The 21,471-nt window shown below is 67.4% G+C and carries 27 protein-coding genes; 6 read left to right on the top strand and 21 right to left on the bottom strand.

All coding sequences use genetic code 11. The annotated features are described in order from the left end of the window. Position 1: 1 nt before the first annotated feature. The 16 genes from HRU76_01495 to HRU76_01420 all read right to left on the bottom strand — a co-directional run bounded on the left by HRU76_01495 (position 2) and on the right by HRU76_01420 (position 12,519). Entirely contained in the window at positions 2-1,996 is a 1,995-nt protein-coding gene (locus tag HRU76_01495; GenBank protein QOJ16343.1) for a hypothetical protein, read from the bottom strand. A gap of 6 nt (positions 1,997-2,002) precedes the next feature. Next, positions 2,003-2,446, bottom strand: coding sequence for a hypothetical protein (locus HRU76_01490; GenBank protein ID QOJ16342.1), 444 nt, complete (start codon positions 2,444-2,446; stop codon positions 2,003-2,005). Then, on the bottom strand, positions 2,443-2,937 hold the full coding sequence (locus tag HRU76_01485; GenBank protein ID QOJ16341.1) for a hypothetical protein: 495 nt from the start codon (positions 2,935-2,937) through the stop codon (positions 2,443-2,445). The genes HRU76_01490 and HRU76_01485 overlap by 4 nt, the downstream gene beginning before the upstream one ends. Continuing rightward, positions 2,934-3,164, bottom strand: a complete 231-nt coding sequence (locus HRU76_01480; GenBank protein QOJ16340.1) for a hypothetical protein — start codon at positions 3,162-3,164, stop codon at positions 2,934-2,936. Before HRU76_01480 ends, HRU76_01485 begins: the two co-directional genes overlap by 4 nt. A gap of 20 nt (positions 3,165-3,184) precedes the next feature. Continuing rightward, a complete protein-coding gene (locus HRU76_01475; protein QOJ16339.1) occupies positions 3,185-3,706 on the bottom strand; it encodes a hypothetical protein in 522 nt (173 codons plus the stop codon). Between the two features lie 14 nt (positions 3,707-3,720). Next, a complete protein-coding gene (locus HRU76_01470) occupies positions 3,721-4,149 on the bottom strand; it encodes a hypothetical protein (protein QOJ16338.1) in 429 nt (142 codons plus the stop codon). Between the two features lie 12 nt (positions 4,150-4,161). Then, positions 4,162-4,419 carry a hypothetical protein gene (locus HRU76_01465; GenBank protein ID QOJ16337.1) on the bottom strand — a complete coding sequence of 86 codons (258 nt, stop codon included), beginning with the start codon at positions 4,417-4,419 and terminating at the stop codon, positions 4,162-4,164. A 2-nt stretch (positions 4,420-4,421) separates the two neighbouring features. Further along, the gene (locus tag HRU76_01460; protein QOJ16336.1) at positions 4,422-4,853 is read right to left on the bottom strand and encodes a hypothetical protein; all 432 of its coding nucleotides are present in this window, start codon (positions 4,851-4,853) and stop codon (positions 4,422-4,424) included. Then, positions 4,850-5,155 (bottom strand): hypothetical protein, encoded by a 306-nt coding sequence (locus HRU76_01455; protein ID QOJ16335.1) that lies wholly within the window; start codon positions 5,153-5,155, stop codon positions 4,850-4,852. The genes HRU76_01460 and HRU76_01455 overlap by 4 nt, the downstream gene beginning before the upstream one ends. Beyond that, complete coding sequence (locus tag HRU76_01450; GenBank protein ID QOJ16334.1) at positions 5,155-5,535, bottom strand: hypothetical protein; 381 nt, start codon at positions 5,533-5,535, stop codon at positions 5,155-5,157. The genes HRU76_01455 and HRU76_01450 overlap by 1 nt, the downstream gene beginning before the upstream one ends. Before the next feature lie 18 nt (positions 5,536-5,553). Then, positions 5,554-5,901 carry a DUF2190 family protein gene (locus HRU76_01445; protein ID QOJ19054.1) on the bottom strand — a complete coding sequence of 116 codons (348 nt, stop codon included), beginning with the start codon at positions 5,899-5,901 and terminating at the stop codon, positions 5,554-5,556. Positions 5,902-6,030: 129 nt separating this feature from the next. Beyond that, positions 6,031-7,974, bottom strand: a complete 1,944-nt coding sequence (locus HRU76_01440; protein ID QOJ16333.1) for a hypothetical protein — start codon at positions 7,972-7,974, stop codon at positions 6,031-6,033. Next, a complete protein-coding gene (locus tag HRU76_01435; protein QOJ16332.1) occupies positions 7,958-9,514 on the bottom strand; it encodes a phage portal protein in 1,557 nt (518 codons plus the stop codon). The genes HRU76_01440 and HRU76_01435 overlap by 17 nt, the downstream gene beginning before the upstream one ends. Positions 9,515-9,521: 7 nt before the next feature. Next, positions 9,522-9,734, bottom strand: a complete 213-nt coding sequence (locus HRU76_01430; GenBank protein ID QOJ19053.1) for a hypothetical protein — start codon at positions 9,732-9,734, stop codon at positions 9,522-9,524. A gap of 312 nt (positions 9,735-10,046) precedes the next feature. Continuing rightward, the gene (locus HRU76_01425) at positions 10,047-12,332 is read right to left on the bottom strand and encodes a phage terminase large subunit family protein (protein ID QOJ16331.1); all 2,286 of its coding nucleotides are present in this window, start codon (positions 12,330-12,332) and stop codon (positions 10,047-10,049) included. Then, entirely contained in the window at positions 12,322-12,519 is a 198-nt protein-coding gene (locus tag HRU76_01420; GenBank protein QOJ16330.1) for a hypothetical protein, read from the bottom strand. The genes HRU76_01425 and HRU76_01420 overlap by 11 nt, the downstream gene beginning before the upstream one ends. 212 nt (positions 12,520-12,731) lie before the next feature. On the opposite strand from HRU76_01420, the gene HRU76_01415 reads away from it, so the two are divergent. From HRU76_01415 to HRU76_01390, 6 genes are all read left to right on the top strand, one after another. Then, positions 12,732-13,040, top strand: a complete 309-nt coding sequence (locus HRU76_01415) for a hypothetical protein (protein QOJ16070.1) — start codon at positions 12,732-12,734, stop codon at positions 13,038-13,040. 60 nt (positions 13,041-13,100) lie between these two features. Next, positions 13,101-13,364 (top strand): hypothetical protein, encoded by a 264-nt coding sequence (locus HRU76_01410; GenBank protein ID QOJ16329.1) that lies wholly within the window; start codon positions 13,101-13,103, stop codon positions 13,362-13,364. A gap of 21 nt (positions 13,365-13,385) precedes the next feature. After that, positions 13,386-13,670, top strand: a complete 285-nt coding sequence (locus tag HRU76_01405) for a hypothetical protein (GenBank protein ID QOJ16328.1) — start codon at positions 13,386-13,388, stop codon at positions 13,668-13,670. 42 nt (positions 13,671-13,712) lie between these two features. Further along, positions 13,713-13,949 carry a hypothetical protein gene (locus tag HRU76_01400; protein QOJ16327.1) on the top strand — a complete coding sequence of 79 codons (237 nt, stop codon included), beginning with the start codon at positions 13,713-13,715 and terminating at the stop codon, positions 13,947-13,949. A gap of 93 nt (positions 13,950-14,042) precedes the next feature. Beyond that, on the top strand, positions 14,043-14,573 hold the full coding sequence (locus HRU76_01395; protein QOJ16326.1) for a hypothetical protein: 531 nt from the start codon (positions 14,043-14,045) through the stop codon (positions 14,571-14,573). Positions 14,574-14,576: 3 nt separating this feature from the next. Then, positions 14,577-14,828, top strand: coding sequence for a hypothetical protein (locus tag HRU76_01390; protein ID QOJ16325.1), 252 nt, complete (start codon positions 14,577-14,579; stop codon positions 14,826-14,828). Between the two features lie 8 nt (positions 14,829-14,836). Here the strand turns inward: HRU76_01390 and HRU76_01385 are convergent, their stop codons facing one another. The 5 genes from HRU76_01385 to HRU76_01365 all read right to left on the bottom strand — a co-directional run bounded on the left by HRU76_01385 (position 14,837) and on the right by HRU76_01365 (position 21,410). Beyond that, a complete protein-coding gene (locus HRU76_01385) occupies positions 14,837-16,207 on the bottom strand; it encodes a ParB N-terminal domain-containing protein (protein QOJ16324.1) in 1,371 nt (456 codons plus the stop codon). A 612-nt stretch (positions 16,208-16,819) separates the two neighbouring features. Beyond that, positions 16,820-19,006, bottom strand: coding sequence for a DUF3987 domain-containing protein (locus tag HRU76_01380; GenBank protein ID QOJ16323.1), 2,187 nt, complete (start codon positions 19,004-19,006; stop codon positions 16,820-16,822). A 3-nt stretch (positions 19,007-19,009) separates the two neighbouring features. Next, positions 19,010-19,402 (bottom strand): hypothetical protein, encoded by a 393-nt coding sequence (locus tag HRU76_01375; protein ID QOJ16322.1) that lies wholly within the window; start codon positions 19,400-19,402, stop codon positions 19,010-19,012. Between the two features lie 14 nt (positions 19,403-19,416). Beyond that, complete coding sequence (locus HRU76_01370) at positions 19,417-21,108, bottom strand: DEAD/DEAH box helicase (protein QOJ16321.1); 1,692 nt, start codon at positions 21,106-21,108, stop codon at positions 19,417-19,419. Next, entirely contained in the window at positions 21,105-21,410 is a 306-nt protein-coding gene (locus tag HRU76_01365) for a RusA family crossover junction endodeoxyribonuclease (GenBank protein QOJ16320.1), read from the bottom strand. Before HRU76_01365 ends, HRU76_01370 begins: the two co-directional genes overlap by 4 nt. Positions 21,411-21,471: the final 61 nt, after the last annotated feature.

Raw genomic sequence — 21,471 nt, 5'->3', positions numbered from 1 at the left:
ATCAGGAGAACCGCAGTCCGTTGTCGACGCTGGCATCCAGCAGACGCTTGGTGTTGCGGGCGGTCTGCTCGGTGGCGCTGGCGGTGCGCTCGGCGGCGTCGCCACCCGTGCCCAAGCCGGAGACAGCAGCGGCGCTGAACGTCCCTGTGACGCTGATGCCTTTGCCGATGGCCGCCCCGAGGCCGGACAGACGCTCCTCGAAGTCCGCGAGGATGTCCCGCTGGGGACGACCAGGTCCCTTCTCGGCGTCGGCGGCCTCGCGCTTCTTTCGGGCCTCCTCGATCGCGGCGGCGAGCTTCTGCTTCGCGGCGTCGAGCGCGGCCTGCGATTCGGCGAGCCCGGCCTCGGTGTCCTTGCGCAGTGCCTCCTGCGCGTTCTCGAAGTCCTGGCCGATCGCGGCCAGCGTCGCTTCGTGCATCGCCGCCGCATCGCGGCGCTGCTGCTCCCGCTGATTCTCGCGGGCGGTCACCGACTGCTGGGCAGCGTTCTCCAGTTCGACGAGGCGGGACTCGAGCTGCTGATCCACCGCCTTCTTGGCGGCTTCAACATCGAGCCCGTCGTCAAACAGCCCCTGGATCTCCAGCATCCGCTTGGCGACCCACGACGACGCCTCCTCCCAGATCATCTGGAAGCCGGTGGCGAAGTTGGTCCATGTCTTTGACAGGAAGGCGGTGGTCTCGATCCACGCGACCTCGAGGGCGTGGAAGACGATCTCGGCGGCGGCAAGCGCCCCATACCACATGGAGTACGCCGTGGAGACGAAGAACTCCTTCGCGCCGAGCCACGCCTTGTTGAGCGCCGCGACGCCCTGCTGCCAGATGACCTTCAGCGACAGCCACAGGATCTCGGCTGCGAGTGCGATGTCGCCGGCGGCGAGGGCATCGGAGATACCGCCGACCACCTTGCCGACCCAGTCTCGCAACTCGGTGAACTTCTCAGCCAGCCACGACAGGGCCTCGCCGCCTGCGCCGGTGACGACCAGCAGTGTGCCGCCGAGCGCCACGATCGCGGCGATGGTCAGGCCGACCGGCGTCAGGATCGCGCCGATGGCAGCCCCGATGAGGCTGAATGCTGTTCCGATCCCGCCGATGACGGCGGCCACGATTCCAAGCGCCGCGCCGATGCCCGAGATGATGTAACCCAGGCCGACGATGGCGATCCCCGCGACGGCGACCGCCGCCGCGACCTTGAGCGCCCAGACGACCGTCTCCTTATTCGCCTTCACCCACGCCGTGGCGCTCACGACGATCCGCGTGATCCGCTCGGTCAGGTCCTTGATCGTCGGGGCGAGCGCCCCGCCAATCGTGAAGACACCCTGCTTGAGGACCTTCCAGAGCGTGCCGAGGGCATCGTTGAGTTCGGCGGCATCGCGGGCGGTCTCAGTGCTGACGGTGAGCCCGAGCTTTCGGGCCTGCTCCTGCATCTCGTTGATGCCCGCGGCCCCGTCGGCCATGAGCGGCAGGAGCTTCGTCCCCGCCTTGCCGAAGAGTTCCATCGCCATCGCGGCGCGGGCTGCGGGGTCCTGGATGCGGGAGATGCGATCGGCCAGGAGCTTAAACTGCTCGTCGGGAGAGAGCTTGGCCAGGTCCTGCACCGTCAGCCCGAGCCGCGCGAGGGCCTCGTTCGCTCCCTTGGAGCCTTGCGACGCCTCCGTAAGCGTCTTCTGCATGACGCGGAGGCCGTTCTCCAGCGTCTCCATGTCCGTGCCGGAGAGGTCGGCTGCATACCCGAGCTCGCTCAAGGCCTCGACACTCACGCCCGTGCGGGCGCTCATCTTGTCGAGCGCATCGCCGGAGTCGGAGAAGGCCTTCGCGGTGCCGAGCAGCGCGGTGATCGCCGCGACGCCGATGCCCGCCATCTTGGTGCCGATAGACCGAAGCCCCTCGCCGAAGGCTTCGAGCTTCTTCTGGGCCGCCTTCAGCCCGGCCGACAGCTTGTCGCTGACGCCCAGCTCAACGAAGGCCCGGCCTGCTCGGATGCCACGGGTGTCGGCCACGGTGGTTCAGCCCTTCCTGACGGAGTTCCGCCACAACAGCGGCAGCTTCGGCCGCTCTTTCTCCAGCGCCGGAGCCATGTACGGCCGCGGCGCGATCTTGACCTTCTGTGATGTGAGCTTCCCCCCGCCCCCCACACGCCGCAGCACGACGGTGTCACCGCCATACTCGAGGACACTGGGCGCGTCACTCTTCTTGAATCCCACGGGCCCGACGACCACCGAGTCGTTGGGCTTGTCGTACCCGAAGAGGATCAGCCGACGCAGGCTGCCCTCGTGCGAATGGGGTGGGGCCCCGGGAGGAGCCGACCCCTTGCGCTTGCGGATGCTCGTCTTCGCCGCCGTGCGGATGAACGCGCCGGCCTTGCTGAGCACCTTCCGCTTGGCGTTGTCGACCGCCGCGATGACGACGTGGCGGTCGAAGAACATGTCCTTGATCCGCATATTGATCACGCGCCGCTGCTCCCAGCGCCCCCAGCCTGACCACCGCCGGTGCCGGCGATCGTGCTGCCCTTCTCCAGGCCCTTGTTGAAGGACGCTTCCTTCTCCTTGCGGAGACGGCCGGACCCGATGAACAGACCGACGATGCCGGTGAGTGCCGGAAGCGCGGGCCCGAGCACGGGAAGCCCAGCGACGGTCGGACCGACCGTGTCGAGGGCCGAGAGCGTGAGCTGCCCGAGCAGCCCGCGGATCTCACCGGCCTTCTCGATGTTGCCTTTCCATTGCGCCCCGGTCGTCTGCGTGAGGTTGAACCAGTTCTGGTACTCAACCTCGGCCTCGTTGAGGCTCAGCGTCGACGGCAGGCCGGTGGTCTGCTGGATCGTGTTGGGCGTCTTGACCTTGACGATGTCGCCAAGGTCGAGGCCGGCGCACGACGCGAGCACGAGCGCCAGCAGGATCAGAGCACCGATGTAGACGTAGTGGCGGGTCGAAAGGCTCTTCATGCGCGAGTCTCCTTGGCGACCTCCGGCATGCGGCGGTCGATGAACACGTCTTTGAGGACCGACACGTCAACCTTGACGGGTCGCTGGGGGTGGGGGGGCTTGTTGAAGGGGTCGAAGTCGGCGGGTTTGAGCAGGCGGGATCGCTTGGGATCGCGGGCGGTGTTGGCCACCACGGACATGACGGCGGCGGCGATCGACCAGTCGTGGCGCTGGCGACCGTCGAGCATGGCGACCAGTTCCCGCAGCGTCAGGGGCCCGGGGTCGATGCCAAGGGCTCCGGCACACTGGTAGATGAACTTCCAGACGTCTGCGGCTCTTGGAGCGATGGGACCATCCGGTTCACGAGCTTGTCCAGCTCGCTCTCGCTGGTCAGCGTCTGGATCCGCTTCTCCGTCAGGTCGCGGGCCTTGTCCAGCACGCGGTTCGTGGCCTGGAGCACCCGCCCGAGGTTGGCCCGGTCCCTCGGGCTCGGGCAGAAACTGATGAGTTCGTCCAGCACCGCCTGCGTGGCGGCTTCGATGGCGTCGCCCGCCATCGCCTTGCCGAACTCCTCGTCCGAGACCCGGGGGGTTGCCGCATCCGCCTCGGGCTTGCAGACGGCGTAGACCACATCGCACAGCAGCACCGGGTCGCGGATGAGCTTCTCGATGAGCGTCCCCTCGATGACCTGCATGAGGTCGACGCCCGTGAGCCCGCGCACGCGCTTGAGCGTGGCGACGTTGATGTCCACCGTCCAGGTCCGACCCGCGTTGTCCTTGAACTGCCGCATCCGTGCCTCCGTGCTTAGCTGCCGATCCATGAGGGCGCCGTGGTCGAATACGTCACCTTCGCCGTCACCGACACCGTGATGGCCTCCTCGAGGGCCTCGCTGCGGCTGAAGTTGGTGATCGAGAAGTCCGCCTGCAGGCCCTGGCCCGCGGCCGCGTCGAGGATCTGCAGGCCGATGGGGTCGTTGTTGAAGAAGGCGTTCTTGATGGCGGTGAACCCGGCATCGCCGGTGTCCCAGACCATCTCGAACTCGACGCTCGCCTCCTTGAGCGTGGCGACCGTCGCCCGCCAGCCGTTGTTGGCCCGCGTGGTCACGTCCGCCTCGCCCGCTTCGAGGTTGAGTGTCACGTCGCGGGTGTTGCCCAGCGCCGTCCACGCACCCGCGCCGCCCTGACCGCCGACCTTGTACTTGAGGGCGGCTTCCATGCCGAGCTTGATTGCCATCGCTGACTCCTTTCACTCGGCGCTGTGGCCGACCACAAAGACCATCTCGCCGCCCTTGCTCTTGACCAGAATGTCCGCCAGGTTCACCCGCTCGAAGAAGTACTGCGTGCCCGGGGCGACCTCAATGGGGTCGGTCTTCCCGTCCGAGAGCAGCAGGTCCTGCGTGTTCTTGTGCGACGCGGTGAGCGTGAAGGTGGCGATGGTCTTCTGGGTCGCCAGCGGCTTGAGCTCGTCTGTCATTGCCACGCCGAAGATGATCGTGTTGCGCATGGCTACCTCCGCTCCCGGTAGGTGACGCTCAGGACGCTGGTGAACACCCGGTGCTGCTCGAGCGCCTCGCTCGACACCACCGGCTCGTTGTTGATCCCGACCCACGCTGCATCGGGAAAGCCCTCCAGCCGTGTGAACCGCAGATGTTCCGCGATCGCCTCGACCAGCACGAGCAACTCATCGATCGCCGCGTCCGCCCCATCGGCGGGCAGCTTCTTCTGCACGCCGACGTCGATGACGTACTCGATGGCCAGGCTGTCCCGCGTCACCGGCGTCATCTGCACCGTGCGCGGCACCACCGACACGCGGAGGTCCTTGAGATCCTCCAGAGTGAATGCGGGCTGGTACATCCGGACGGCCGTGACGGGCTGTCCGTAGGACCCGGCGCTCACGTGCGCCGCGACGGCGTCGGCGAGGGCGGCGATCGTGCTCACGGCCCACCTCCGATCACCGGGGAGCCCGTGGTTGGCACGCTCTGGCGCGGAGAGTTGGACGTCAGTCCGGACAGCTTGCCTTCGAGGAACCAGATCTTGCGTTCCATCTCGGCGTACTGCGCCCGGATCGCGTGGGCCTCGCCGATGAACTCGTCGAGGCGTTTCTCCACCTGCTGGAGCTTCGTGGTGACCACGCCCCACTGGACGGTCATCGCGCCCGCCGCGAGCACAACCGTGACGACCACGCCGGCCCAACGGGCGCTGCCGTTCTGTCCGTTGGAGTTGTTGCTTGAGTCCGCCATCACGTCTCCGTGCCGATGTGCTTGGTGTGAATCCGAAGAACCCTGCGGTACGGGTCGCTGTAGCGCCAGGGCGGTTGTCCACCGGGGGCATTGACCTCGTACACGAACACGCTCGTACCAACCGTCTCACGCACCTGATCGCCCGCCCGCGGGAGAATCGGGCCCGCGCCCAGATCCAGTTCCGCGGTCCGCACGAGGAAGTCCCGCGACTCCACGCGGTGGATGAGACCCGCGTCGTCGGCCTGCTCGAACTCGGTCTTGCCGACGGTGGCCTGGACTTCGTTCTCGTCCGTGCCACGCCGGTACACGACCGGGCGGGAGAGGTGCTGGTGACGCTGGGCATCGAGAAATGCCGCGCCGCGATCGAGCAGGTCGCCCACGGGTGGCTCCTTGGGGGGTTACTGCTGCAGCCGCACGCGGACGACGGTGTCGGCGTCGACGGTGGCCTTCACCGCCTTGCCGATCAGCTTGTTCGCGCCGGCGGCCGCGTTCTTGGTGGCGTTCTGGGCGGCCGCATCCCAGTACGTGAGCGTGCCCGCGGGGATGGCGCTGCCAGCGCCGACCGCCTTGTTGAAGTCGAAGACGCCGGTGACGGCGAGCGAACCCAACTGGCCCGCCTTGATCGGTGCCTGCGCCACGCCGATGAGATCGGCCTGCACGATCACCGCGCCGACGAGCACATCCGCGCCCGGGGTGTAGTCGATCGAGCCGCCTTCCTGAACGAACTTTGCTGGTCCCGAAGCCATGCCTGAACCTCCATCTGTTGGTGGGCCATCGGTGTCGATGCCCGATTGCTGATCGATGCCGCTTTGAAGGTCGCCGGGGAGCTCTTCGCCGAGCCCCCCAGCGCCTGTGCTGACCTGCCCGGGCATGGCTTACACCTCGCCCTTGCTCTTGACGCCGCCGCGCGGATCCTGCAGGTTGACGCCAAAGTCGTGGTACCCACGCATCCGGACGCCGAGCATGTTGAAGTCCGCGTCCGAGGTCTCGACGGTCGGGGCCTCCTGGCCGTTGAGGAACGCCACCTCGATGACCGGCAGGTCGCTGGGGTCCGCGAGGAGGTACCACGCCTTGGCCGAGTTGCCCGTGTAGAGGGCGTTGGAGAGGTAGCGGCTGACCTCGATGCGGAACTTGCCCTGGTGCGGGTTGGCGACGGGGAACTTCGTGTTCGCGGTCGTGTCCCGGAGCTCGACGCTCTTGTAGAGCTGCGTGCCCATCGCCGAGAGCGCCGTCGGCACCAGCAGGATCGCGGGCATCACGCCCGTGGGCTTGCCGTCGGAGTCCACGAGGTCCATGAAGGCGACCTCGCCCTTAGTAAGGCCATCGATGCCGAGGGCGGTGTCCGCGCCCGAGATGAAGTTCTTGTTGCCGGCGCTGAAGAACGCGGCGTTGTTCATGAACGCCGTCCAGAACACGTCGTTGATCTTCAGGCCCGAGCCGCGGCCCAGCTTGCGGGGGACAGTGGTGATCGCCCCGAGGTCGTCGTTGATGATGTCGCGGCGGTCGATCGAGAGCATCAGGCCGTAGGTGTCGGCCTTGTTGGTGTAGGTCTCCTCGCCGAGCGTGCCCTGCTTGAGCTCGCCGCCGGGGGCGACCTGCTCGTACTGGTCCTTGCCGACCAGGCGGTAGCTGGTGACGGTCTTGAAGTCGCTGACGTTGCGGACGGCGCAGATGCTCCGCCACACGCGCTCGACGCTAAAGAAGCCTTCGAGCAGGAACTTGTTGGCGACGTTGGAGAGGATGCCACCCACATCGATGGTGGTCATGCCCGCCTCGATCCCGCGACCGAACGCGGCCTCGAGCACGCGGCGGCTGTCGCGGAAGGTGCGGCCGGTGTAGCCGTTGGCGATGGCGGCCTCGAACAGGAGTTCCTGCAGGCCCAGCCCGCCCTGAAACCGCTTGGCGGCGATCTCGATTGCCTGCGTGGAGCAGACCTTCTCGATGCCTTCGAGCTTGGCGCTCTGGAAGCACGCGGCTTCGAGCACCTCGCTGGTCACGCTGGTGTCGGGGGCGTGGATGGCCGGGGCCTTGGGTCGGCTGGCACGCAGGACCTCGAGCTCGGTACGCGTGGCATCCCAGTTGTCGCGGATAGCCTGGGCCTCGATTTCACTGTGCTTGCCGCCGCAAACCTTGCGGACGGCGGCGATGCGGGCGGTCTCAGCGAGCGCCGCAGCGCGGACCTGCTCAGGCGTCTGCTCGGTGGCGATGATTGGGGACGGGGTGGGATTGGAAGTCGTGGGATCGTCGGCCATGACGCTGGGCTCCTTGTTCTGACGCGCGGCGATGCTCGCGCTGGTGCGGCCGTCTGCGCCGAGATCCACAAAGCTGATCTCGCCGAGCGTGGCCTTGCGGACGACGTTGACCGGGCCGGTGAGTTCCTGGCCGTTGACCGTCGCCTTCTGGTTGTCCTTGATGAACTCAAACTCCTCGACGCTCGCGCCGACGGAGGCCTGCCAGGGGAAGCCGTTCCGCGAGGACGCGACGACCTCTTTGGCGGCGCTCGTGTCACGCGAGATCACGCCCGTCGCCACGAGCTGCCCGGCCTCGACGCGGATCGAATCGGTGTGGCCGACGCCCGACAGCGGGTCATGCCCGAAGCGGATGGGGCGTGCCTGCGATGGCACCGCCAAGCCCGCGAGATCGATCACGACCGGGTGCCGCCAACCCGCGACGCGCATCGCGCCACCGGTGTACGCGACCATCTTGAAGCGTGGGAGCGGAGCGCTTTGCCCGTCAGCGGCCGCGGCGACGGTGATGTCGGCGGTTGCCGTGAGCGTGAGGGCTGGGATCGTCTTGGTCTTGTCAGCGGTGACTGGCACTGGCGGTCTCCTCATCAACGTTGTCTGCGGGGTCTTCGGCGGGCGCGTTCGCGGCCGGAGCGGCGGCCGGTGCGCTTGCGAGCGCGAGGCCGAGCTCGTTCATGAGCGTGAGCTCTTTGGCACGCTGGCGGAGCTCCTGCTCCCAGTCGCGGCCTTGCCGGGCGAACTCCGCGGCGAGCGTGGTCGTGTGGTTGGCCAGTCGGGTGGCCTGGGCGTTCGCCTCTTTGGCTGGATCAACGTGCTCGACGCCATCCCAGAACCACGCGTGCTCCGGGAGCGTTGCGGCGATGGTCCGCAGGGACTGCGGGAGCAGTCCCTCGACAAGCACCGCCTCGTTGAGCCACGCCTTCAGGATGCGATCGAGCACGGCAAGCTGCAGGTGGTGCTGCTCGACGCGGATGCTCTTGTAGTACACCTGGTGGTCAAGGCGACCGCTGGCGTAGTTGTACCCGGAGGAGTTGCCGGCTGCGACGTTGAACGGCATGTTCAGGCATCGGGCGATCTCATTGAGGATCTCGCGCTTGAACTCGCCGAACGTCGTCGTCGGCTGCTCGGCATGAACCTGGCCGAGCTTCCAGCCGCCCGGAAGGACGGTCGCCAGACGCTGCTCGAGTTCGACCTCGTCCATCGGCTCCAGCGGATCGGCCTCGCCGTTAGCCGGCGCGTCGGTGTAGATCACGGCGGCGAAGTTGGCGGCGGTCTCGGCGGCCGCGATGGTCGCCAATGTGTACCGGCGGAGCTGCGCGAACAGCGGGAGCGCCGGCGTGATGTCAGGGATGCCGCGGAGTTGGCCAGGCCGGTCCGGACGGAAGTAGTGCACGACCGAAGAGGCCGGGAACGTGTCGTAGGCCGTGAGGTCGTCGATGGGCGTGCGGAACACGCCGCTGTCCCCGGGGTGACGCTTGAGCACACGGTACGCGGAGGGGTTGCCCCACTCATCCAGAGCGATGCCGTCGATCTCGTCGTTGCGCCCGCGGCGAAGCAAGGGCGTGCAGACCTGGTCCGCTTCGATGAGCTTGAGATCAAGCGACACGGGCGAGCCCGCTGACGCGATGCCGGGGTTGTTGATCAGAAGCGCGAACGCCTCGCCACTCTCTGCCCGGGCCAACCGCATGGTGCGGAGCTTGCCGGGAAGGTCGACGGCCCGCGACCACTGCTCAAACGCATCCTCGATGCGAGCATTCGCGTCGGCGTCGTCAGTGAGCATCTGCAGCCGGGGACCGGTGCCGATGGTGTCGTTGGCGAGCGTGAGTACGATGCCCTTGGCATACGAGTTGTTGGCGACTTCGTAGCGAGCGCGGTTGCGGAGGACGCGACGGACCTCGGGGTTGATGGCGGCGTTGGGCGAGAGGCCGTCCGCATTCGCCCAGTGCTTGCGGTTCTCCGGCGTGGTCTTGGCCGAGTCGAACTTGGCGACGACCAAACGACGGCCGCCACGCGATCCGCCTCCGTGCGGAGCACGCGACGCCGCCGGGGAGGGAGAGGCGGCCTGCGTCCCGCGACCGACCCGGCTCATGATGTTGACAATCGCTTTCAGCATGGGCGGGTCAGACAGAACCGGGGGGGACGATCTTGGCGAACTTGATGCCGAGGCCGGGCTTCCTCGCGGCAGCCTTGGACGCGAGGTAGCGGTCGGCCTCGATCTGGTCCTTCAGCGGGTGCTGCTCGACGGACTGGCCGTCGACGGAGGCCTTGGCGGGCTGCAACGCGTTGTCGCGTATGGCCTGCTCGAGATCCGGGTTGGGAGATGGGTCAGGCATCGGGTGTAGCGAGACGAGCGAGCGAAAGCTCGTCGTCACGTGCTACCTATGCAAAAGCGGCTCGCCCTGCGCGCGTCGCAGCCCGTTTTGAAGCAACCAATGCCACCGGTAGAACCACGATGCAGAGTCAGCCGCCGATTCGTTCATGGGTCGTCACGCGGCGACCGCAATGACGGCACGCGCGGCGGCGTCGCAGGGCACCGCCAGGTGCGGCACGGGTGTAGAGCACCTCGAAGTGGCGACACCCGCACTTTGGACATATCAGCCCGCGGGCTTCTTGCTTCAGAGGTCGCGGGGCCTCGCGGGCAGTGCTCATCGACGGCCTCCTCGAAGCTGCGAGAGCCTGATCCGAGGTCGGACAATGACCTTGTGGTCCGTGCCAAAGAGCACAGCGCCTTGCATGGAAGCGGCGACCGCAGCGCCGACTAACCCGTCGAGCCAGTGGTTGTCGAGTCCTTCGACACGGAGCCTCCACTCGTCCACAGTGCGGCCCCGACCCTCCGTACGCACGCGGTACTCGCTGGTGAGGTGCTCCGACAGCAGACGGTGTATCTCGGGCTTCTGGCCGAACAGAGAGAGCCCGCCGGGATCGCCCATGGGCACCGCGAGACGCGCGTGCACGAATGACTTCCAGTAGTTGGTGTCGAACAGGACGTGCCGCACCGCCCGCTTCCCGGTCACGATCGGTACGCGCCAGTTCAGTCCGACCCGCTCGCCGCGCTTGCGCTTGTAGTCACTAAAGGGGAGGCTGCTCGCGCCGACATACCTGCCGTGGCTGGGTGTCAGCACGCTCGCGTGCGGGCTCTGGCGACAGAACTGATAGACCACGTCCGTTGACGAACCCCAGTTGGCGTCGATCAAGCACCGGTCGATCCGCACCATCGCGCCGTCGTCGCGCCGCCATTCGCGAGCCACAGTCGCCTCGATGAGCCGCTCCAGACCGCCGTAGATCGCGCCTTCAACGCCAGCGCGTGGCGAAGCGGCCCCGAGCGTCCGGCGCACATCCCGAAGCGTGAAGTACGCCTGCTTTTGGTCCGGCTCGGTGCCATAGTCGATGATGTGCCCCGTGAAGTCGTCCTCCCAGGCGGCCACGAGGTAGAACAGTGCCTTGCCCTGCACGTCCACGAACATCGTCAGGTGCGAGCACCCGAGTGGGACAAGCCCGCGGGCGTGCCCGTTCACCTTCGCTGCGATCTGGTCGGCGCTCAGAAGGTCGTCGGCGACCTCGACCTCTGGCAGCGGCTCATTCTGATACTCGGCAAAGAATGCGGACTCGTTCTGCAGCCGCAGGTTCATGGCGTGCTGCACCGCCGACAACTCGTCGTGGTTGTACCGCTCCGGCCAGGCGATGACCGCTCCCTCATCCATCGCCGTCCGGTGCTTGCCGTAGAACGCCGTGGCATCGCTTATCCCGCGATCGGCGCGAAGCCCCTCGGCCCGCACGCGGGCGTACTCGGCCCAGAGCTTCTCGTTCTTGGGGAACGAATAGACCATCTTGGTCCGCTCGCCCTGCCATTGCGGGTGCTTGTCGCGGTCGAGAATGCGGTCCGCCAGATCGTCAGGGCGGACCACCGTCAGCGTCATCAGGCCAGCGATCTTCCGTCCGGGTCCGGCCATGCCGAGGATTGCACCGGCGAGGATGCGCTCGCGATTGGCGCACTGCGACGGCGAGCGAGCGCTCTCGTCGGTCTGCGGGTCGTCGATCAGTACGAGCGAAGGGCGGACGCTCACCCCGTCGACACGCTTGTGCTTCATGCCACGGATGCGGCCCGTGATCCCCGCGACACGAATGATCGCGCCCGATGCCGCGGAGCCCGGAATCGTGGGCAGCACGATCTCCCGGGCGGTCCAGCCGATGTGGGTCTGCTTGCCCTGGTAGAGCTGCCCTGACGCCCGCTGGTGAATGCCCTCGAGCGAGCGGATCGGGTGGCAGACCTCTGGGAAGTCCCCGCCGAGGATCTCGCTGTTCTCCAGCTCCGCCTTGATCGAGTCCAGCATCCCCGCCGCGTGCTCTTCGTCCGACCCCACGAGCGCCACGAACTCCCGGTGCCCGTACACCAACGCCCACAGACACGCGATCTCGCAGAGCGAGGTCTTGCCTGAGCCGCGCGGCATCGCCATCGCAAACAGCCCGCCCTCGAGCACCGCCTGTTCGATCTTGGCGATGACCTTGAGATGGTCATCCGACCACTTCAGGTGAAACGTCTGCGGGAAGTACGCCTCGCAGAAGTACCGGAAGTCCCGCGCGGCTCGATCTCGCCTGGCGGGGTCCGCAACCGACGGCAGATCACCAATGTCCCGTCCCGACAGCGACAGCATCGCGTTGCGGAGCCGAGCACGCTCCTTCATCGCGTCGTAACCCGTCAGACCTTCCGGCGCATTGGCAGCATCGGCGATCGCCTCGTGCCGCGTGGTCGCCAGCCACGCCACGTATCGGAACAGATCAACCTTGCCCGCATCGCCGTCGGCCGCGACGCGGAACCCCGCGCGCGTGCGATGTCGGTGGAGCTGCCGCTCGCTGATCACCTCGCCCAGCGTCGTGCTGTTGAGCAGCCGCGCGAGTTCGCCTGGCTTGAGTTTGCGCGGGTCAATCGCCACCGGCGGACATCTCCTTCACGAGCCAGGCGGCGTAATGCACGAGGTTGACGCTGCCGTCGGCGTTTGTCGGCGCGCCCGCATCGATGTCGGCGCGGAGCATCGCTTCGGTCACGGGCTTGCCGCCAAGCCGAGTGAGCACGCGGGCGGCGTCCGCCACGGGCATCGCCGCCGGGTTGAGCCGGGACATTCCCTGTCCGCCCCCGCCGGGCTGGGAACTAGGCGCGTGTTCGGGAGTCATCGCGGACCTCCCGCGTGGACTTGCCCACATGGGCGGAAGAGTTGCCCACATGTCGCAGAATCATCGAGAAATGCAGCCCCAACGCCTTGCCAGTTGGCCGGATGCCGACGAATGTGTGTCACACGCGAGCGGGATGGCTGCACGCGACGGAGACCACGAAGATGAACGCCAAGAAGACCACCAAGGCCAGCCTCGACGGGATCAGCAAGCAGAAGGCGCTTGACGCCGAGATGGAATGGGCCAAGGTCGAGCTCTTGCTCGAAACCCTGGAGACCCGCAAGAACGACGGTCTCGACTTTCACGAGATCCCGGTCTGGTCGATCCGCGACCTGGTCCGCCACGCCTTTGAGGCCGGGTACCACGAGGGCCTGCACACGGGTTACCGCCAAGGGCGAACCGACGCCTGCCGCGAGGCGGCCCGCGAAGAGGCCCCGACAAGCCCGCGAAATCCTGAACTGCCGACGACCTGAAGCCCGCGAAATGCGGGCTTCGCTGTTTACCCGATCACCCATTCGCATAGGAGCAGAAGCATGAACAAGCGCACGACCGACGCCAAGAAGCCCGAACCGACCGCCGCCCAGACCTACGCCGCGAGGCAGAACGACATCGCCCGCCTGATGGACGTGCTGCAGATGGAACTCGACAAGCACGCCGAGGGGGCGAAGGCCGACCCGCGCAACTGGGGCTTTGCGGGAAGCCTCGGGAAGGTCCGCAGCGACCTGATCGACCTGGTCGGCTTCCTCAGCAACATGGATCCCGAGCACGTCGAGGCATTTCTGAACGACGCCGAATGACCGCCACCACGGAGACACGCCATGAAGATCAAGCACATCGTCATCGAGGGCAGCGAGGAAGACATCACGGTGCGAGCCACGAACGACGGCGCGACCGCGAGCGTGGTCCGCATGAGCCGAGCGCAAGGCCGCTTCGACAAGGTCATCGCCGAGTTCCGCCGCGACGAGAGCCGCGAGGCCCGCTACGCGAAGGCCGCCGAGGTGGCCAAGCACGTCTATGGGCGGGACGCCTGGGGACAGGCAGCCGCCACCAACTCGATGGTCCACGACGTCCTCAACGAGATCGAACGCATCGCGGGATCCTGAACGCCCGCGCCACCCAGGAGACCCGCCATGAACGAGATCGAAATGCAGAACACGCTGCTGTCCCTGATCCAAAACCTCCTCGACGCCCGCGAAGAGATCGAAGGCGAAGACGACGACATCGCGCTGGCCGACATCGCCCGCGACATGGTGAGCGAGGCCGAAGGCCTGGCCCACGCTGACACCTTCGACGGCGTGCAGTTGCTCACGAGCAACAAGGGGCTGGTCCTGCGGATGGAGGACGGCTCCGAGTTCCAGATCAGCATCGTGCAGAGCCGCTGACCCGCCCCACGCGGCGTCGCGGGGAACCGCGATGGCCACGCTTCCCCGCCGCAGCGTGCGACGGGAGACCCAACCCCCAGTTCGGAGATGACCATGAGCACGAAGACGAAGAAGTCCAGCAGCACCCCCGCGATGAAGCGAGCCGTCGGCCCAGGCGGCAAGCGCATCCCCAAGCGCAAGGCCGACGCCACCGCGTCGAGTACGGAGCGCCTCCGCAAAGCGGCGCTCGCCGAGATCAACGACCGGTTGGCGGGCGGGAAGCAGGACCACGAGGTCCCCAGCGAGAAAGATGTCGCCAACAACGCGAGCCTTGGGGCGGCTACCAAGGGCACGAAGGCCAAGGGTGAAAGGGCCCCCAAGACGAAGGCTGTCAAGGAGAAGAAGCCCAAGCGCGTCAGCGCGCTCAACGCGGCGGCGCAGGTGCTCGCCGCGAGCGAGGTGCCGATGCGGGCCAAGGAGATGATCGCCGCGATGGAGGCCAAGGGCCTGTGGACGAGCCCCGGAGGGAAGACGCCCGAGGCCACGCTCTACGCCGCCATCATCCGCGAGATCGCCGCCAAGGGCACCGCCGCCCGGTTCAAGAAACACGAACGCGGCGTCTTCGTCGCGGGAAAGGGGGCCTGAGCCATGCCTGCCACGCCCACCCAAACCCAACTCGAGGCCGTGCTGCAGGCCGCCCTCTACCTCCTCGGCGCGCGACAGGACCGGATGCTCACCATCGAGGAATGGACGGACCTGGCGCGGGCTGTTGCCGCCTGCCAGGAGCGCAAGACGGCCGACTACCTCACCGAGCACGACCTCGAGGACATCGCCGAGCGCTACGCGCTTGATTGGGACGAAGCGACCGACGGGGCTCTGCCAACGCTCGACGACGAGTGAAGCGCCCATCACGCCTTGCTCCCAGCCGCGATGCCCGTCGCGGCTTTCTCTTCGGCCACACCCTTCGCAGGCAGCCGCTCCGCCTTGCGGCCCGTGAACTTCTCCCAGCGCTGCACGATGACATCGCAGTAGAGGGCGTCGAGCTCCATGAGGAATGCGTGCCGCCCGGTCATCTCCGCGCCGATGAGCGTGGAGCCGCTGCCGCCGAAGAGATCGAGCACGTTCTCGCCCGGACGCGACGAGAACTCGATGGCCCGCCGCGCGAGCTCCACGGGCTTCTCGGTGAGGTGGACCATGCTCTGCGGGTTGACCTTCTTGATCGACCAGGTGTCGGGCACGTTGGCCGGGCCGAAGAAGCGGTGCGCCGCGCCTTCCTTCCAGCCATAGAAGCACCACTCGTGGTTGCCCATGAAGTCCTTCCGCGTGAGGACCGGGTGCTCCTTGATCCAGATGATCGCCTGCGCGAAGTAGAGCTCGCACCGCTTCAGCACCGGCGGGTAGTTGCCGCAGTTGGCGTAGCCGCCCCAGATGTAGAAGGTGCCGCCGGGGATGAGCACGCGGGTAATGTTCCCGAACCACGCCGCGAGCAGCCGATCGAACTCGTCATCGGACACGAAGTCGTTGGCGAGCGGCCGGTCCTTGGCCCGGAGCTTCTTGTGCGTGGCGCGGCTCTTCTCGGGGTAGCGGTTGAGGTCGGCGCTCTGCTGATCGTGCTGGTCTGCTTTGCCGGGCAGTGCGAACGAACTGAGGCCCGCGACGATGGCGTTGTTTGAGCGGGGCTCGACCTTCACGTTGTACGGCGGGTCCGTGTTCACGAGATGGATCGGCTGGCCATCAAGCAGACGGTCCAGGTCCTCGGGCTTGGACGAGTCGCCGCACATCAGGCGGTGGTTGCCGAGCACCCAGATGTCGCCGGGCACTGTCGTCGCTGCGTCAGGTGCGCCCGGCACGTCATCGGGATCGGTCAAACCCTCGCTGCCCGCAGGAGCCATGATGGCGCTGAGATCCTCGGCGCTGAAGCCGAGCAGCGCGAGGTCGAAGTCCACGCCCTTCAGGTCGGCCAGCTCTAGCGGCAGGAGCTCCATGTCCCACGACGTCAGCGTGGCGACCTTGTTGTCGGCGATGCGCAGCGCTTTGACCTGTTCCGGCGTCAGATCATCGGCGCGGATGGTCGGCACCTCCTTGAGCCCGAGTTTCCGCGCCGCGCGGAGCCGCGTGTGCCCGGCGATGATCACGCCGTCGGCGTCGATCAAGATCGGCACCTTGAAGCCGAACGCCTCGATGCTCTTGGCCACCGCGTCGATGGCGGCGTCGTTGATGGTGCGGGGATTGCGGTCGTATTCCTTGACCGCGTCGATGGGCAGCGTCTCGATGTTCATAGCGATCTCCGTCGGAAGCGCGGCGGGGAACGCCAGCGCAAAGCGTCGTGGTGGCCCGCCGCACATGCGGTGGGTCCGAGGATCGGTGGGTCGCTGGATGGCTGGATCGCTCGGGCGACGGGCCCGTCCGTTGGGGCGTTCAGCGCCCCGAGTCCCGCCCGCTACGGGGCCCGCCCGTTGGCCACGGGTCCGCCCACGTTGGCCCACGTCGCGTCGTTGGCGGCGAAGCGCACCAACCCCGCCACGGGGCCGCCCCGCGCTCGGACGGACGAAACAAACTCTGTCGCCAAGCGCGGCTGTTCCCGCGGGCCAAGCCACGCGATCTGGCCCGGGAAGTACCTAACGCCATCCGCCTCCCCTCCCGTAAGGCTTCCGGCTGTAAGGCTCCCGCTAGGCGCGGCCTGGCACACGACCTGCATGGGCGCTGCGGTGGGGAGGCGGGGGGCCGGGGGAGGGGTGGGGGAAGGTATAGAAAGGAGAGAGATACCTTCTTTCACTTTCTTCAACCCCTCCTTCTCTGCTCCCTTCCCGCCCGCCCCCCCGCCCCGAGAGATCGCGCGTGAAGAATGTGAAAGAAGGGTCCGACCACAGCCAAGCCGCGTTTCTGACCTGCTACGGCAGGAGTTCATACACCCTCCTTGACCGCCCGGCGGTCGGCTCGACCCCTTCTTTCAAGCGGCCGGTCTCCTTGAGGTTCTCAAGCACCTCGTCCCGCTCCCGCTGGGTCAGGTGCTGGGTCACGCGGCACATCTGCGACCGGGTCATGCGCCCGCCCGCCGTCCGCATCGCGCGAAGCACGGCTTTCTGCTTGGCGTCGAACTCGCCTTGCGACACATACTCGTGGGCGAGGTAGAGCACGCGACGGGTCAGGTGCTCGGACAGGCCGCAGGCCCATTCCGCTGCGTCGGCGTCGATGACCGGCCTCTCGCGGTTCTTGGAGCAGGCGTAGATCAGCGCCAGGCGGCACGCCTTCTCCTCGACGCGTGCCCAGATCGACCGCAGGTCCTCGCGCGGGCGCTCCATCTCGGTGTCGGCGAGCGCCGCGAGGCGGTTGAACACGGCGCGGGCGTCGTCGGTGGTCGGAACCACCATCGGCTTGGGGTGCTCGCGGCTGAGGTTGCCGCCGGGGTTGAACGCGCCCCACCAGGTGGCCGCATCCACGATCGCCTGCGGCGGGTCCTTCTCCGGTTGCCAGACGCGCGGCGGCATCTCCCCAGTCTCGAACACAATGAGCCGGGCCATAAACCCGTCGCTCATGGCGTCGGGCGTGAGCGCGTGCTTGAAGTGCTCGGGCGCGGTCGTCGCCAGCAGCGACACGCATGGCTGGTCGATCACCTTGTTCCGCTTGGCGTCGGCGTATGCCTTTCCCTTGAAGACGCTCCGCGCCGACGAGTACATCTTCATCAGCGTGGAGATGACGTTGAACAGGTGCGGGGCCTTCTTCGGGTCGCCAATGGTGCGGAGCCAACGCCCGAACTCGTCGATTTGGAAGAGGATCGCAGGCTCGGCTTCGACGGCAGTGACCAGCCCGGCGTCGCTGGCGAGGTCCTCGTTGCCCTCGAGCCCGTTGAGACCGGCCTTGAAGAGCACCGCTTTGTTGATGAGCCTCGCGTTGTCTTTGCCCGAACCGGACCCCGCGAGGCACACGACGTACAGGTTGGTGCGGTTGCCGCGCTCGTCGCGGACCTTGCGCCCGGCGAGGACGGCCTGGAGGCACATCGCGCCGGCGAGCGCGAGCATCGGCTGCCAGCGGTGCGCCGTCTCCTTGTTGAACGCCATGACTTCGGAGATGAACCCCGGCACGGCGAGGTAGCGCTCGGGGAGCGGGCCGGGATCGATCGGCGTGTCCTCGTCCGGAGCGGCAGTGTCCTCGCTCGCCTTCGCCGGCGCTGCCATGAATCCCGACAGGTCCACGCCGCCCAGATCCTCGGCTTTCTGAGCATCGCGGAGCCAGCCGAGCGGACGATCGTGCGGCTTGTTGGCGGCGTCGGTCACCTTGTGCCGCAGCTCTTTCTCAGACCACGGCGGCTCGCACCGCGGGTTGTACCGATCCCACAGAAGCGAGAATGCCGCCTCGGGATCGAGGCCGAATCCGTGCACCATCGCCGTCGCGGCGGTGTAGGTCTGGCTGTGCCCGCCCGAGCCGGAGATCGCTGGTGGGATGCGGTCCAGGTACGCCGCGGCGCGGCGGAGCACAGCGTCGCCCGCTGGTAAGCGATCGCTTCCTAGTGATCGGGACTGGGAAGCGATCGTTTCCTTCAACCCGTGCCGCGCGTCGGTCACGGCCTCGGCCAGCGCCGCGACGGCGGCGGCCAGTTCCCCGGCGTCGACCACAGCGGGCTCGCCGTCGAGCGGGTCGTACGGCTCCCCGCTGGGGTGGATGCTCGGGCCGACGACCGTCTGCGCCCCGGTGCTCCGCAGCTCGACGATCATCTTCTTGGACACCGGGTCCTGGTGCTTGCGGGTCTTGATCCCCTCGCAGATGTACCACCAGTGCGACGAGGGTTTGCCGGGCCGCCCGGACGTCGCGCCGGTCGGCGGTAGGAACTTGGGCGCAAGCGCCACCGCCTCCTCGCAGTCGAGGTCGACATCCACCAGCCACCCGCTCGGTTCTCCCAGCAGCACGCCGATGTTGCCGGTGCCGTTGAAGTGCGCCGGCAGGTCGGTCTCGGAGAGCCGCAGGTCCGTCCACCCCTTGAGCACGGGGATCTTCTTCCGCGCGGGCACGGGGATCACCGCGTACCCGCGGGCGAGGTACGTGCGCGCCGACTCGAGCAGGATGGAGGGGCCATCGCTCATCGCTTATTCGTTGTCCTCGCGGCGGCGGATGATGGCGCCCATGATCTTGAGCGTCTGCGCCGCGGCCTCGCGGTCGCGTTTGCTGGCGCGGTAGTCCAGCAGGCGGTCGATCTCGATCACGGGCTTGATCGCCAGGTCGAAGCCGTACGTCCCAATGGCCAGGCCCGCCGCGTGGCCGATCGCCCGCGTGCACGAACTCGCCCGGTGCGTGCCAGCGGCCGCGATCAGCAGCGGGATCTCCGCGCGGGCTTCGGTGTGGTACATCAGGCCGCCGACGCTCCGCGCCAGCAGCGAGCCGATGCCCTTGGTGTCGTTCTTGTCGATGGGCGCGGAGGCCACGTGGCGTCCGAGCAACTGCCCGTCCTTGTCGGTCTCTTCGATCGTGATCGTGATCATGCGGAACTCCTTATTCAGAAGGGGATTTCGTCTTCGGGGATGCCGTATGTCATGCCCGCGGGCTCCGGCGGCCGGTCCGGCAGGCCTTCCTCGCTGTCCAGACGCGGCGGCTTGTCGCCGAGCACATGCTGCGTGACGCGTTCGAACTGGTCGCCGGCCTTCTTCTCGACGGTGATCGAGAGCGCCGGCGCAAGCGCCCCGGCCTTGGCCATCTCGACCGCTTCCTCCGTGCCGCCGGGGACCGGCTCGACCGAGCGTGCCCGCCACCAGGCCTCGGCCTTGGTCCGCGCGTATCCGGTGTGGTCAAAGCAGACCCACTCGCGGAAGTAGCGGTTGAAGCCGACGCGATACTCGACCCGCATGGTCAGCGGCGCGGAGGGGTCGCTGCGCTTGTAGTGCACGTGGTACGTGGTCTCGCTGACGCGGTGCTCCTCGCGCGTGGTCTGGCCGCTGAGGATGCCCTCGGTGCTGGCCTTCGCCTCGTGCTGTTGCCTCTTGGGATCGGGGAACTGGTGGCCGCACTGTGGGCAGGTCTGGTAGCCCGCCGCAATCAAGGCCTGGCAGTTGGGGCACTCTTTCGCCGGCGCTTCACCGTCGCCGCGCTCGTCGGTGGCGATGCGGATCGCGTCAACCGGGCCGTGGCGGAGCACGTTGCCGCCGAAGTCCAGGACGAGGCAGTCGGTCTTGCCGGGGTGGAGGCGGAAGCCCCGGCCCACCATCTGGTAGTAGAGGCCCGGCGACATGGTCGGCCGCACGAGCGCCACGCAGTCGATGTGCGGTGCATCGAAGCCGGTCGTCAGCACGTTCACGTTGCACAGGTACTTGAGCTCGCCCGAACGGAAGCGGCCGAGGATCGCCGCACGCACGCCGTCGGGCGTGTCGCCCGTCACGAAGCCGCACTCGATGCCGTGCTTGGCCTTGAGCACATCGACGATGTGCTGCCCGTGGCGGATGCCCGAGGAGAAGATCAGCGTGGCGCTGCGGTCCTTGGTGTGTTGCGCGATCTCCGCGCACGCGCCCTCGACCAACCCTTCCTTGTCCATCAGGTCCTCGACCTCGCTGGCGACGAACTCGCCGGCGCGGACGTGCAGATCGTCGGTGCTGATCTTCTGCAGGCCCGCCTTGGTCTTGAGCGGCGACAGGAAGCCCTGCACGATCAGCTCGCGGACGCCGACCTCGTAGCAGACGTGGTTGAGGATGTTCTCGGGGGCGCAGATCGCGCCCGACTTGAGGCGGTACGGCGTCGCGGTCAGCCCGATGATGCGGACGTTGGGGTTTACCACCTTGGCGTCGGCGATGAACTGCCGGTACATCCCATCGTCCTCGGCGGGGACCATGTGGGCCTCGTCGACGATGATCAGGTCGACAGGGCCCAGGTCGCACGCCTTCTTCCAGATGCTCTGGATGCCCGCGACCGTGACGGCGTAGCCGAGGTCCTTGCGCTTGAGGCCCGCCGAGTAGATGCCCATCGGCACATCGGGCGCGATGACGCGGAGCTTGTCGGCTGCCTGTTCGAGGAGTTCCTTCACGTGCGCCAGCAGCACGGCGCGGCCGCCCCATTGGCCAACCGCATCGCGGCAGATCGTGGCGATGACGGGCGTCTTGCCCCCGCCGGTCGGGATGACCACGCAGGGGTTGTCGTCGCGGGTCCGCAGGTGCTCGTACACCGCGGCGACGGCTTCGGATTGGTAGGGACGGAGGTTCATGGGTTGCGGGGGTTGAGTTGTGTGATCTCCACCAGCACCTTGCCGCCCGGCGTCACCGAGCCGCGTTCAACAACCAGCCGATCGATCTGCGAGTCGTCGCGGTACGCCCCGCCCTTCGCCAGCGCGTCGAGCAGCGCCTTCTGCACGTTGTCCAGGTCGCGCCGGCGGTTGTCGGGCGGGCAGACGGTGACACGCACCTCCAGCCGACCGTTCACCCGAACGACCCGCCTCGCCGCGAGGGCGGCGCACACGCTCGCGCGGTAGCGCCGACCCTCGCGGCTCAGCACGGTTCTGGAGCCCATCCGCCGCCAGATGTGATTGACACTGGGCGGGTACGGGAGCTCGAGGACGCGACCAGATGAA

The organism is Phycisphaeraceae bacterium, from assembly GCA_015709595.1.
In the GTDB taxonomy this organism is placed as follows: Bacteria; Planctomycetota; Phycisphaerae; order Phycisphaerales; family SM1A02; genus CAADGA01.
The sequence above is the reverse complement of the archived record's forward strand: the minus strand, read 5'-3'. Positions and strand labels throughout refer to the sequence as shown.